Genomic DNA, 12,705 nt, shown 5'->3' on the forward strand with positions numbered 1-12,705 from the left:
TTACTCCTTTTCAGCGACCGGAGCTCTCTGTAGAAAGAATTGCCGTGGTACTCTTTCTCTTCTTTGCCTTTAAATATTCAAGTTACTGGAAATGATACTTAATTTTCTGTTTATTGTCAATGTGAAACATCAAGCTCACTGTAACTTTTTCAATTAATTTTCGTCTTTTATATAAATAAGTTACAAGGAGGAGGTCCTTCAATGAAAAAAGTAAACTTGCTTATACTCTCTGTTCTTTTACTAGCAGGGGTATGGGGTTGTTCCGATAATAAGGTTAATTCTGTTCCCAAAAGTGAACCCTATACTTCCGAAAAAGCCATCAATAGAGGGGATATTGTTTCTTTTGAAAAAGTGTACAACCTCGATAAATTTGAGCAATTTATAACTAATCTCTCCAGCAAAAAAGCAGACAATATACGAGTTACAAGTTACACAGATGAGGGCGATCCCATATTTAAGGATTTGAAGTTTGATGGCAACGTAATTAGTTATAGCTACGATACTTCTAATGATGCATTCGGTGGAAGTAACACAGGAGTTAGAACCGATACCTGCTCCGAAGTGACGAGTAAAAAAAACACACAAGGTGAAATAATCTATTCGATCAGCGGTTGCACAAATAATGACTCTGAAATCGATTACTACCTTTTCCGCACAAAAAAAGCCACCCAATCGTAATACGATAGGATGGCTTTTCTAATATCTATTTCATGATTTTGCAAATATCATTGGTGAATTGAACAGGATCACTAACCTGCAATCCTTCGATCAGCAGAGCTTGGTTGTACAGCAGGTTCGTGTATAAACCGAGCTTCTCTTTATCGTTCTCAGCTGCCGCTTTCAAAGACTGGAAGACTTCGTGATGGATGTTGATTTCGAGTACCTTATCCGCTTGAACCTCTTGCCCATTCGGCATCGATTTCAGGATTTTTTCCATCTCGATTGTCAATTCGCCTTCAGCTGAGAGGCATACCGGATGAGTCTTTAAACGTTTGGAAGCTTTAACATTCTTCACTTTGCCGGACAAGATGTCCTTCATCGCTTCAAAAAGCTCCTTGTTTTCGTTCTCTTCCGCTTCCGTTGGCTTGTCCGCTTCGTCTGCTTCGATACCCAGATCACCACTGGATACGGATTTAAATTCTTTTTCTTTATAAGACATGATCATCTTGATTGCAAATTCATCAATATCATCAGTGAAGTAAAGAATTTCATACCCTTTATCCGATACAAGCTCGGTCTGTGGGAGCTTTTCGATTCTGTCGATCGACTCTCCGGATGCATAGTAGATATACTTCTGATCTTCTGGCATTCTTGACACATATTCGTCCAGCGTTACCAGCTTCTTCTCCTTGGAGGAGTAGAACATCAGCAAATCTTGAAGTGTATCTTTGTGCATTCCATAATCGTTGTACACACCAAACTTAAGCTGTCTGCCAAAAGCGTTATAGAACTGCTCATATTTCTCTCTTTCATCCTTCAGCAAGCTTTGCAGTTGGCTCTTCACTTTATTCTTAATGTTCTTAGCGATCAGAGTCAGCTGACGGTCATGCTGGAGCATTTCTCTGGAGATGTTTAGCGAAAGATCCTCTGAATCTACCATACCTTTTACAAAGCTAAAATAGTCAGGCAGCAGATCCGCACATTTATTCATGATCAATACACCATTGGAATAGAGCTCAAGACCTTTTTCATATTCCTTTGTGTAGTAGTCAAACGGTGTATTTTCTGGGATGAACAGGATTGCATTGTACACTACAGCACCATCGGCACTGATATGAATATGTTTAAGCGGCTTATCGAAGCCGTAACGTTTCTCTGCATAGAAGTTATCGTAATCTTCTGTAGTCAACTCGTTTTTGTTCTTCCGCCAGATTGGCACCATACTGTTCACGGTTTGTTCTTGAACAACTTCCTCGAACTCGTTCTCTGTGCCTTCTTTTGGCTTTTGCTCCTTCACGTCCATTTTAATTGGGAAACGAATGAAGTCAGAATATTTTTTAATGATGGATTTCAGGCGATACTCTTCCAAGTATTCATCGTATTGATCTTCTTCAGTATTCTCTTTAATCTTCAAAATCACTTCAGTACCTACAGAATCCTTCTCGACAGGCTCGATAGTATAGCCATCAGCGCCCTTAGACTCCCATTTAAAGGCCTCGTCGCTACCAAGCGCCTTACTGATCACAATTACGTCATCTGCTACCATAAACGCAGCATAGAAGCCAACACCGAACTGTCCGATGATATTGTGACCATCCTTGGCTTCGTTCTCTTTCTTAAATGCAAGAGATCCACTCTTCGCGATTGTTCCTAAGTTATTCTCCAGCTCTTCTTGTGTCATCCCGATACCTGTATCGGAGATCGTCAAAGTTCTGTTCGCCTTATCGGCAGTCACTTTAATATAATAATCTTCTTTATTGAAGACCAGGCTTTCATCAGCTAATGCTTTGTAATAGATCTTATCAATTGCATCACTTGCATTAGAAATCAACTCGCGCAGAAAAATTTCCCGTTGTGTATAAATGGAGTTAATCATCATTTCCAGCAATCTTTTCGATTCGGCTTTAAACTCTTTTTTGGCCATGAATAAGTAAATCTCCTTTCAAAATAACATCTTGTCCAACATTTCGTGATTAGCACTCTTGTTAGATGAGTGCTAATTCTTCTTTTTATATAACATAAACTGATTTTGAATGTCAATATTTACAGCGACTTTCTTTAAAGAATGCTATCTTTTGTATACAAATTTAAGATTTTATTGATCATTAATGATTCACTTGCGCGTAGGCTGATTCTATGTTTTAAATAGACTAGATGCATAAATTCCAAATAAAGGGTTATCATTATCAGACCTAGGAGGAATTCGAATGAATAAACAAGCGCAGTCCATTGTAAATTCTTCAGCAACAAGTCCCATTAAGAATTTGATTGGCAGTGTATTTATCCCCGTACACGATATTGAAAAAGCTCGTAGCTGGTATTGCCATGTCCTAGGACTCCAGGAAGCAGATCATCCGATTATGAACGGTCATTTATGCCCGTTAACTATGCAAGGAAGCACTGGGATCATTCTGGACACCATGCCCATGTGGGGAGGTTTAGAGCCTGAAGGGGCTCCTCCAATTACAACACCTGCTCTTATGCTTATAACCGATGATTTGCAAGCCTCTATCAACTATATGAAGGAGCTCGGTGTAGAGATAGTAACCGATATTCAAGATCAACAATGGTTTGTGGTGAAAGACCCTGATGGGAATAAACTAATGATTTGCAAGTAACATTTGCGTTAGAAATTGCAATGGCTGAGACTTCCACTTCTTAGGATGCATCAGAAGCTGCAGATCAAAATGAATTTCTTGATGTGCGAAGGGCAGCTCGGCCAAGTTCCCCCGCTCAATTTCTTCCTCTGCAACAATTTTAGGTAATAATGCAATCCCTAAACCATTCATAACACAACGTTTGATCGCTTCTAGATTCGAAAGCTCAAAACCAATGCGGAAAATAATCCCGTGCTCTTTTAACAAATTCTCAAACAGACTCCGGTAAATACAGCTCTCTTCAGAAACAATTAATTCGCACTTATTTAGATCCTGTAAGGTTACTATATCCATCTGGGCAAGGGGATGGTTAATGGGGGCTATCAACACGAGCGGTTCATCTCTAATGATCGTACGATCAAGTAAAGAATCCGTAGTGGTACGATCGAGCATCAAACCGATGTCTACTTCCCCATCTTTTATTTTGGCCAAGAGGTTAGCTTCCTGCATCGTTTGTAGATGGATATCAAGTTTCGGAAATTTCGTCCTCAACTGCTGTAAGTAGGGTGGCAAGTAGAAAGCAGCTAATGAATCAATCGTACCAATCGTTAGCGTACCTCCAATTTGCTGGGCGATGGTTTCTTTAGAACGATCATACAGATCCAAAATCTCCACGAATAGCTTCAACAACTCTTCTCCAGGCGGGGTAAGACGCAGCTGTCGACCATGCCTTTCTATCAATGGCACTCCGTATTCCTTCTCTATTTTCTGTATTTGCATCGTAACACTCGACTGCGCGTAACCCAGCTCTTCAGCAGCCCGTGTAAAGCTCTGACGTTTAGCTACCTCGCGGAATGTTCGTAAATAAGTTAAATCCATAACCTCACCCTAACATCAATATTTTTGATGATACACATCATTTATTATAGCTAACGACGATGCAACATTCCATGGTAAAGTGTATGTAGAGGAATTAAAATATTTTGGAGGCCGATAATTTATGCTTACAGAACAACAGATTTATGGAATTTATGTCCCCGTGGTCACCCCGTTCAATGCTGCTGGTGAAGTCGATCTGGATTCGTATCAGCGTTATGTAAAGAACATTATTAACAACAGCATACAAGGTCTGGTCGTTAATGGAACCACCGGTGAATCGCCAACTGTAACCGTAAATGAAATGCAGCTTCTAGTAAACACTTCTCGTGAGCTTTTACAATCTACATCTATCCCCTTAGTAGTCGGTACAGGAACCAATGACACAGCTTCTACGGTAGCACGCACAGAGATCGCAGCTAACCTTGGTGCAGATTGCGCACTAGTAGTCGTCCCTTATTATAGTCGTCCATCGCAAGAGGGCATCATTGCCCATTTCCGCAAAGCAGCAGAAGTAGGTATTCCGATCATGGCTTATGACATTCCTAGTCGTACTGGTACTGCTATGACTCTAGATACTGCACGCACAATCCTAGAAATGAATAATGTTGTCGGATTAAAAGACTGCTCAGGTAGCACCAAAATGGTTACTGAGCTAGTTCGTACAGGTAGCAAACCTGTGCTTGGCGGCGACGATTCACTCTTTTATGAAATGCTTAGCTCCGGGGCAGCTGGCGGTATGCTTGCTACTGCGAACGTTTATCCAGCAGAATGTATCCGTATATACGAAGCCTTCAAATCGGGTCAATTCGACTTGGCAAAAGAAAACTTTGAACAACTACTGCCGATCATCCGTCTCTTGTTCAAGGAATCGAACCCCGCTCCAATCAAATGGATGCTTAGCCAGAATGGCCTAATCAATTCGGATACGCTTCGCCTCCCAATGACTTCCATCAGCACAGCACTTCAGCAAGAGCTTAGTTCTTATGTTCAGGACAATGCAATTGAAGCGACTGCATAAGAGAAAAGATAACAGCCGTTATACAGTGAGGAACTGTTTAGCGGCTATTTTTTTGTAAATTTAAATTCTCTGTAACTAATGTTCTGATATTATCTATTCTTACCCCTCTTTATCATAAGTTCACTAATACGCCCTTCAGAGACATCTCCTGCCATATTTCCAAATGCGATGGCTAGATAATCAGGATAGTTTTTCCTGCCCAACATCTCACTTAAATCTTCTTGTTCGGTGAAAATAAAGTATTAGACTGGAGTTGTTGTTTTAACGGGGGTTTTGAATTGGAGATTACTCAGTTTTTAAAAATTAGTTTTAGACTGACGCTGTTATTGAACTAACGTTCCCCGTTAGCTTAATAAGCACCTCATATCCAGCCTATTGTTATTACCTCATCATGACAAAATTCAATTACATATCTTAACGATGGACTATAAATCCATTGGTCTGGTCCCATATCCATAATATCCTCAATGCTTTCTAGTATTGTAAATAAGGAGGTCTTTACCAATGGGTATTTATATATCCCAACAATAAGGTAAACAGGAACTGAAGTGTCCAAAGATTGATTAGATAGGACGGTAGGGATATTCAATATGTCTTCTTTAGTAAGAATAATTTTTTTATTTACCTTTTCCCAATCAATTCTTCCCCAAAATCCAATCGGAAAACAATCTGTCATTTTACTTTCAATCTTATCACTTTCGCTCTCATCTAATATATCCACTTTGTCCTTTTCTGGGAACAGCTCTAACATCTCTGAAATTCGTTTCTCTTTTCCCAATTTTTCTTCATGTTTCTTTCTTTCTTGAACTAGATATTCTAAACGCTTTTTTCTTTCTTCCCTATTCACAGGATAATGCTCCTTTACTAACCGACTATTTATAAAATGTACCACATTCTTAAACTAAACTGCCCGTTAGTTCAATGAAAAAAGCAGGATACCGTAGCTCCTGCAAATCAATTTGTATTATTCAACTATCGTTCCCAGTTAGCGCAACGACTTACTCTGTTGAATTTCGTGTTCCTCAACATAAAGCGGCATCAGAGAAGGCGGATCGTACCTTATCGCGGCCTTTAAACGACAAAATGGTGCCGATAGCCATAGCCCCATAGCCGCAACGAAATAATAAGCCTAATCCGACAGTGCCCGCATGATGTTGGATTTCGCCTCTGCCGCAATTGCTTCATTCCCGTCATCGACCGCTTGCATTAAGATCAGTATGGGGATGTATACCGCGATTAGCCGCGCCAGTAGCTTCGTTTCCTCGTCCGCTCCTCCGTACGTTTCGAAAAACACGCCGCGAGCGTAAGGTGGTAAAAAGCTATAAGCAACGCTCAAATCGCAAGCCGGATGGCCTACGCTCATATCGCCCCAATCAATGATGCCGGAAACGATCCCGTTCTCATTCACAAGCATATTTTTGAAATGAAGATCGCCATGTAGCAGTGCATTCACCGCCTCGACACGGTCCTTTTTCAGCCTGCTAATATACGCTTCGATCACACCGGACTCCTCCGGCGACAAGTGTTCAACCACCTTCGATAGAAAGCCCTCCAATTTCACTTTGCGCGATGCTATGTCCGTCAAGTTTCGATGATCTTGCTGAACTCCGCACTCCAGCGCCGCCTGCACCGGAAACTCATGCAATCTCCGCAAAAATTTCGCCAGCGTCTCTGCCGATAAAGCCCGGCGTTCTTCCGTCAAACCGATTGGGAAATCTCCTAGCACGTAGTCATAGCCAAGAAATGGTGCCGGGTATTCGTCACTTGCTTCGCCATAAAACAACGGTTTCGGATAGGGGATGGTCATATATGCCTCCAGCTTCGGCAGCAGCTTCCCTTCCATACGAATCGAGCCAACTGCAATCGTTCTTCTTGGAAACCGGAACACGTACTCGTCAGCGATGAGAAAAACCGTATTGTCCCAGCCCCAGCCCAATCGCTTCACTTGCTTCGATGACAGCTGAGGGAATTGTCTGCCGATCAGCGTCCGCGCCTGCTCTTCGTTAACCTCCCACTCCGCATCCCATACATTCGTTCCTCCCATGAATTGTCTGCCTCCTCGTTCCTTACGTTATTTAGATGTTTACATTCCCTGGAAGTTACGCATAACTGCCCGTTAGCTTAATGAAGCGTCCGCTAGTCTAATACTTTTTTTCTCAGTCTACAACTTTATTTTCTCAGGACATCAATATATATAATAATTGGACCAAGCCTTTCATCGTCTTTAGTTTTTAAGGTAACTGCAGCAAATTCATCTTTTATCTGATTTGAACAATTATTTTTTTATCCAATTAGCATTTCGTTCATCCTCAATTCCAAACAGTACAACAGATGCTTGCCCCACTGGATTTAACTCTATTTTTCGCACTTCTTCTGTAAGGCTATTCCAAGCTATTTAACTTATTGATGACATTCTGAAGTCCCTATTTTGTTGACTTCTTGAAACAGAAAATTTCAAAGTACTACTCCTAGTTTTGAGAGAACCCGATCCATTTTATCAAAATGTTCTTTGTCGCTTGAAGCATAAATCAAATCAAAACTATCGTCATTATTCATCACTGTTATTATGCTGTCATCGTAATTCCCATAAAATTCGATGCCAATCCAATGCCGAAAGGAAATACCTTTGTTTTTAAAATTTTCACGAATAAAATCCAAGTCGGTTTGTTCAATGGAATAGAACGATACACAGCCGTATTCAAGAGCGAATACGGTTTGCAAATAGGCCATCGCCTGAAAAAAATCGGTCAATGTTTCAAATTCCATTTTCCATACCTTTTCATCGTAACTCATATAGACAGGGGGATTGGACCTGGATAAATCGTTCCTATGGATTCCCCAGACACAGGCACGCTGATTCTCGCAATAAAAAATTAAATATTTGCTATGCTTGAAGTATTGGAATTGCTCGGGCTTGATCAAACTATCTTGCGTATGGTTCAGCCGCTCGTCTTTACCGAGTTCCAAATAATAATCTATAAACACCTGGGGCAATTCACCAAAATTATTTTTAATGGTTTGTATCTCGTCATGACTAAACCCGTTTCGTTTCGTAATATGAAACAGCTTTTTAATCATTGTAAAATCAGTCATCCGCAGCACACCTTATCCTTGTATAATTTGCTATCGATTGACTTAAGAATATTCCAAGTCAGTCTCCTTAACCATCAAGGGGGTATGTTATATATTTTACCATATCTTTACTCCACTAATCTGCCCGTTAGTTGAACAAAGGGCTACCTCTCGGCAGCCCTCATTATTGAACTCTAGTTCCTCATTAGCTTAACGACACGATAACATAAAAATCCCAATATATGGTACAATGTTGTTGGAAGTTTGAAAGTCATCAATCTAGCATTAAAAGGGGGCTTCTGAGAGTTGAGTAAAGAATTCAATTCCAAAACTCTCATAAATTTTACTTGCTACATTTACAGTAAGTAACAAGCCAATAGCAAAAAAAACAATTGATTCAAGCAATATAACAACATCTTTTTTTAAGCCTTGAATTACGTCCAATATTGCTCTTCAATCTTCAGATCCTTATGTCTCTTATCTACGTACTCATTCTCACTAATTATTTCTATTTCATTAGAATCAAAAAAACTAAGCAATCTCAATCCTTCATTTAACAATTCATCTTTATATTGTCGGGAAAACTCTGACCTTTTAACTGAGTCTGCAAGTTGATCATCGTAATCAAATACAATATATTTAAGGGCTATCATCCTAAAAAAGGAATATCCATTACAATACTCCCTGTAAATGTGTGAACAAGAACTAATGAATTCCTCCTCAATATAAACAAATCGATTTAATAGATCTCTGATCTTAAACTCTTCAACTGACCTATAATTAAGAATTTTTGTAAGTTGCCCTTCTAATTCATCCATCACATATTTAGAATTATAATTTAGATTAATCAATCTAAAATAGACATCTTTACCTAATGATTCTTCAAGTATCTCTTCTTTGTCATAAAGCCACTGTTCAAATTCCTTTGTTGAAAGTTTATTCCTCAAGACTGAGTGAAACCATTCTATAATTTCTTCATTGATCGGATCCATGATTTCAATCCTTTCCTTGCACCGCGGTTTCATATAACGCCTTATTTACGAACTTCGTGAATTTTCTTATGTATGAAGTATTCGTCGAAATGCTTACGCTCTGCTGCCCGTTAGTTGAATAAATAAAAAACGGCTGCCGAAGCAACCGCTATTCCACTAACGTACCCGTTAGTGTACTTTCATTCTATCCTAAAACAGAAATGCAAACTAGCGTTCTTGTTTCTGTGTTTATATAATCAGGGGTTTCAGACAACGTCTTATTCGCGAACTTCGTGAATAATTCCGTATGTTGAGTATTCGCGAAATTACTGAGCTATCCTGCCCGTTAGCGCAGCAAGGCTGCCAATCGTGCTGGCAGCCTTGTCATGGTTGAACTATCGTTTCCCGTTAGCATTCCTGTAGAGCGTTATCTATCGTCACTTATCAAGCTGACAAATTTCACTAATAAATGAGCCTTCGTGAGAAAACTTAATAGCTCTTTGGCAATCGGTACATATTCTTGACATTGTACATTGACAAGAATATGTACCGATAAAACAATAAAACCACGATTTACGCGGTAATTAATCGGCTTATATTCTTGTCATTCGACAGAAAAATAAGGCCACGGTGTAAACCGTTACCTGCCTAAAACTAATTGGTTGTTGGTCTTGTAGATATTAGACCCACTAATATTTATAGGATAAAGTTTGATTTATGGTCATGCATCCGCATTGTATGAATAATGAGTAATTATTCTTTGTCAAAATAATCATCTGGCAAATTTAATTTTTTCAAACAACCTGTAAATTTTTCTCTGAAATTAATATTGCTTTTATATTCCGGCCATGCAACCTTATAATGACGCAATAACTTCTCATGAGGGATAACTCCCCAAAATAAAATAGTGTTTTTCACAACCTCCTTATCGCCACCCACTAACATCTGTTCAATGATTTCCCAACTTTCCGATTTGTCATTGCAATTGCGTGTGGCATAGATTGCGGCAGATTGAATATTCGAGTCGGTGTGGCACAAAAAGGACGCAAAGTTCTGAAGTGTAATCGCGCCGGAAGATTCCAAAACATACCCCACATGACGTAACGTTTCCGAATCGTGAACCCTGTCAAGACTTTGCAATATCACTTTTATAAATTCCGCTAAATCAAAAGATTTACCGTACCAATTCAGAATCATTAAAGCTTGTAAAAAATCTTCATTTCTTTCAGAATACAACAGCTCCAGAAGATAGTCTCTTCCCGCATCAAAAGAGGTTTTGCAGATTAGCTGAATGGCTGTGGTGCGATCATTTTGTCTTTGCTCAGCAACGCTCCTTAAAAAATCAATGGTTGGCTGCGAGATTTTCTTAAACTTGAACATTCCATCAAGCGCTTTTGATTTGATTTCTTCGTTTGGGGCGTTTTGATAAACCTGTATCAACGCATTTTCATCGCCCGGCATTCTACTGCCAAACCACGCGATATCATAATCCAGAATAATTTCGTCCAGCCAGCGCTCATACCAGTCCAGAAAGTTGTCTTCATAGACAAAGAAAAAGGGATGATCAGGATAAAAAACTGCAGTGTAAATGATTTTCCCCCTGTGTTTCCCTTCAAGTACGAGATACATATCGTATTCACAGCCTTGTGTGCCAATGCACAACATGCCGCCCATCACCCTATCACGGGCGGCGTCGTATTCCGGGTCGGAGATGTCTTCATCACTGATCAGTGGCTCGATCAGATGGTTCCATTTTTCTTTTGTCATTCTCGGGTGTAGAACGCATTTTGTAGTGAATGCATTTCTTTCGGTATAGGAAGTTGCTTTTTCAATCGAATAAATCCCGTAATAAGGCCCGGCACCTCCATTTCCGACTTTCGTTAAAAACTGGGCATAAGGCTCCGGAAGTGTGACTTGATTCTTTGCTTGCCAGTCCGCAAGCTCTTTTGCTGTAAGCACTTCATAAACCTTGTATTTATGTGAAGATGCTCCAAACACCAAAAAAGCCGTATCTTTGCGCATGGCCTTTTCGAGTTTGTTTTTTATTCGATCAAGTTGTGTTTCTTTCTTCCAAAACAACATATTGAATCCCCCCTGTTGATTATAGCCGGGCTTCCTTCGTTTGCTTATCCAGCAATTTCAGCAGATGCGGAAATCGGTATTCTCCGTACATACTCTGTATGTGCTCGGCAGCGACTGCTAGCTCCATGCCGACAGAGGTTATATACAAAGGCTTGGAGCTGTTGCCTCGGTAAAGCTTTTTGACAAAGGCTTCGTTGTCGTGAAAGGCATTTTTTGCAACACCGATCACTGGAATTTCCCCTGAAAAATTTGTGTAAACATAATGTCCGAGCCCGGGCTTTTTCTCATTGTTTAAGTACACATAGCCATCCACAACAATGGTATGTATTTGATTTATGTCAGTAAGTTTCAACAGTTCCTGTATGCAAGGGAGCTCTCGTTTATAGAAAAAACCCGTTTCGTATTTGTGAGGGTTTTCCGTATAAGACATGATGACTTCGAGTGGTTTAGAATCTTCCCAACATTGAAAAATAACCCCCACTGATTTCGCTTTATTTTCCTCATAATACACATCGACAGCGATGATCATTGATAGCGATTCCTTCCTTTAAGCTCATTTTAAGCTATAGATTATAGCCAATATATCACATTTTGCCGTGCAGGATGATCTATAGATTATCCCAATACCACCACTCCACCAATCTAACCTATCAAGGGGCGGGTAGTATTTATTCTGCCGCAGGCGCAGCACAGAAAAAATCTCCACCCTAAAACCCTTGACAGGCTGGATTTTTGACGTGCCATTTCGCCGCCGACAACGGGGAACAGGATTTTATCCTGCCCCCGGCCTCCTCCAAAGAATAGGATAGGGTGTAAATGATTGAATCTAAATGTACAGTTTCGCTTGGATAAGATTGTACAAAACGCTTGAATAATAACAAAGAATTAAGAATCTTTGGCTCTAACTAACGCCTTCCGCTCTCGCTTCAGTTGTTGGCATATATAGAGTTGGAATGGTTTTGTTTCACAAACCATTCACTTCTATACATGTAATATTCACAGAAAACTATGTACAAGAAGCTCACTTGTACGCATATAATCCTAGAAAAGCGCTTAGCAGCTGTTTTTAAGGATTATACCAATCATTTTAGAACATTCTTACACAAGCAAATATGTACATCCTTATATCAGCATTTACAAACTATCCTCCGTTAACTTAACGAAGAAAGGAGCAGCTGCCGCGGTGGCAAACTGCTCCCAGGATCTCTAGACTAACGTGTCCCGTTAGTTCAAGAAGAATCGTAAACATTTCACTATTCCTTTACTTCGGTTAATTTCAATAAAACGCCCTTTTAACTAACCTGCCCATTAGCTTAAAGCCATTACCGCAAAGGTACCATCGACAGCAATATTACTACTCCTGTTTAATTTTTGATAATATATCATAAAAAAGACTATCGAATGGACTTGTCGATAGTCTTTTTTG

Annotated in this window: 12 protein-coding genes and 1 other annotated feature (1 of these 13 running past the window's edge); of the genes, 3 read left to right on the plus strand and 9 right to left on the minus strand. The window is 39.9% G+C overall.

The genetic code is table 11. From position 1 onward, the window contains the following. Window positions 1–73, minus strand: a binding site (T-box leader); it reaches 189 nt to the left of the window's first position. A 128-nt stretch (window positions 74–201) separates the two neighbouring features. Next, complete coding sequence (locus MKY19_RS18315) at window positions 202–678, plus strand: DUF4362 domain-containing protein (protein ID WP_339796709.1); 477 nt, start codon at window positions 202–204, stop codon at window positions 676–678. 25 nt (window positions 679–703) lie between these two features. On the opposite strand, the gene htpG is transcribed toward MKY19_RS18315, so the two are convergent. Further along, window positions 704–2,584, minus strand: a complete 1,881-nt coding sequence (gene htpG / locus MKY19_RS18320) for a molecular chaperone HtpG (RefSeq protein ID WP_076286274.1) — start codon at window positions 2,582–2,584, stop codon at window positions 704–706. A 283-nt stretch (window positions 2,585–2,867) separates the two neighbouring features. Between htpG and MKY19_RS18325 the strand changes: the two genes are divergently transcribed. After that, window positions 2,868–3,278 carry a VOC family protein gene (locus MKY19_RS18325; protein ID WP_339796713.1) on the plus strand — a complete coding sequence of 137 codons (411 nt, stop codon included), beginning with the start codon at window positions 2,868–2,870 and terminating at the stop codon, window positions 3,276–3,278. Here the strand turns inward: MKY19_RS18325 and MKY19_RS18330 are convergent. Further along, window positions 3,261–4,136 (minus strand): LysR family transcriptional regulator, encoded by an 876-nt coding sequence (locus tag MKY19_RS18330; protein ID WP_339796716.1) that lies wholly within the window; start codon window positions 4,134–4,136, stop codon window positions 3,261–3,263. The genes MKY19_RS18325 and MKY19_RS18330 overlap by 18 nt on opposite strands. A gap of 121 nt (window positions 4,137–4,257) precedes the next feature. Between MKY19_RS18330 and dapA the strand changes: the two genes are divergently transcribed. Beyond that, on the plus strand, window positions 4,258–5,154 hold the full coding sequence (gene dapA, locus MKY19_RS18335; protein ID WP_076286276.1) for a 4-hydroxy-tetrahydrodipicolinate synthase: 897 nt from the start codon (window positions 4,258–4,260) through the stop codon (window positions 5,152–5,154). Window positions 5,155–5,515: 361 nt separating this feature from the next. On the opposite strand, the gene MKY19_RS18340 is transcribed toward dapA, so the two are convergent. From MKY19_RS18340 to MKY19_RS18370, 7 genes are all read right to left on the minus strand, one after another. Then, window positions 5,516–6,001 carry a hypothetical protein gene (locus MKY19_RS18340; protein ID WP_339796720.1) on the minus strand — a complete coding sequence of 162 codons (486 nt, stop codon included), beginning with the start codon at window positions 5,999–6,001 and terminating at the stop codon, window positions 5,516–5,518. A 282-nt stretch (window positions 6,002–6,283) separates the two neighbouring features. After that, on the minus strand, window positions 6,284–7,198 hold the full coding sequence (locus MKY19_RS18345; protein WP_339796723.1) for a phosphotransferase: 915 nt from the start codon (window positions 7,196–7,198) through the stop codon (window positions 6,284–6,286). A gap of 410 nt (window positions 7,199–7,608) precedes the next feature. Beyond that, window positions 7,609–8,247: a hypothetical protein gene (locus MKY19_RS18350; RefSeq protein ID WP_339796727.1), complete on the minus strand. Its 639-nt coding sequence runs from the start codon at window positions 8,245–8,247 to the stop codon at window positions 7,609–7,611. A gap of 264 nt (window positions 8,248–8,511) precedes the next feature. Further along, window positions 8,512–8,670 carry a hypothetical protein gene (locus MKY19_RS18355; protein WP_339796730.1) on the minus strand — a complete coding sequence of 53 codons (159 nt, stop codon included), beginning with the start codon at window positions 8,668–8,670 and terminating at the stop codon, window positions 8,512–8,514. Beyond that, on the minus strand, window positions 8,661–9,218 hold the full coding sequence (locus tag MKY19_RS18360; protein WP_339796733.1) for a hypothetical protein: 558 nt from the start codon (window positions 9,216–9,218) through the stop codon (window positions 8,661–8,663). Before MKY19_RS18360 ends, MKY19_RS18355 begins: the two co-directional genes overlap by 10 nt. Window positions 9,219–9,950: 732 nt before the next feature. Then, on the minus strand, window positions 9,951–11,279 hold the full coding sequence (locus MKY19_RS18365; RefSeq protein ID WP_339796738.1) for an SMI1/KNR4 family protein: 1,329 nt from the start codon (window positions 11,277–11,279) through the stop codon (window positions 9,951–9,953). 19 nt (window positions 11,280–11,298) lie between these two features. Further along, window positions 11,299–11,808 carry an endonuclease V gene (locus MKY19_RS18370; RefSeq protein ID WP_042189378.1) on the minus strand — a complete coding sequence of 170 codons (510 nt, stop codon included), beginning with the start codon at window positions 11,806–11,808 and terminating at the stop codon, window positions 11,299–11,301. Window positions 11,809–12,705: the final 897 nt, after the last annotated feature.

The organism is Paenibacillus sp. FSL R5-0744 (genome assembly GCF_037972555.1).
Lineage (GTDB): Bacteria > Bacillota > Bacilli > Paenibacillales > Paenibacillaceae > Paenibacillus_AQ.

Coding starts and splice junctions, on each gene's coding strand:
- MKY19_RS18315 (WP_339796709.1), top strand. CDS start 202: ATGAAAAAAGTAAACTTGCTTATACTCTCTGTTCTTTTACTAGCAGGG.
- htpG (WP_076286274.1), bottom strand. CDS start 2,584: ATGGCCAAAAAAGAGTTTAAAGCCGAATCGAAAAGATTGCTGGAAATG.
- MKY19_RS18325 (WP_339796713.1), top strand. CDS start 2,868: ATGAATAAACAAGCGCAGTCCATTGTAAATTCTTCAGCAACAAGTCCC.
- MKY19_RS18330 (WP_339796716.1), bottom strand. CDS start 4,136: ATGGATTTAACTTATTTACGAACATTCCGCGAGGTAGCTAAACGTCAG.
- dapA (WP_076286276.1), top strand. CDS start 4,258: ATGCTTACAGAACAACAGATTTATGGAATTTATGTCCCCGTGGTCACC.
- MKY19_RS18345 (WP_339796723.1), bottom strand. CDS start 7,198: ATGGGAGGAACGAATGTATGGGATGCGGAGTGGGAGGTTAACGAAGAG.
- MKY19_RS18350 (WP_339796727.1), bottom strand. CDS start 8,247: ATGACTGATTTTACAATGATTAAAAAGCTGTTTCATATTACGAAACGA.
- MKY19_RS18360 (WP_339796733.1), bottom strand. CDS start 9,218: ATGGATCCGATCAATGAAGAAATTATAGAATGGTTTCACTCAGTCTTG.
- MKY19_RS18365 (WP_339796738.1), bottom strand. CDS start 11,279: ATGTTGTTTTGGAAGAAAGAAACACAACTTGATCGAATAAAAAACAAA.
- MKY19_RS18370 (WP_042189378.1), bottom strand. CDS start 11,808: ATGATCATCGCTGTCGATGTGTATTATGAGGAAAATAAAGCGAAATCA.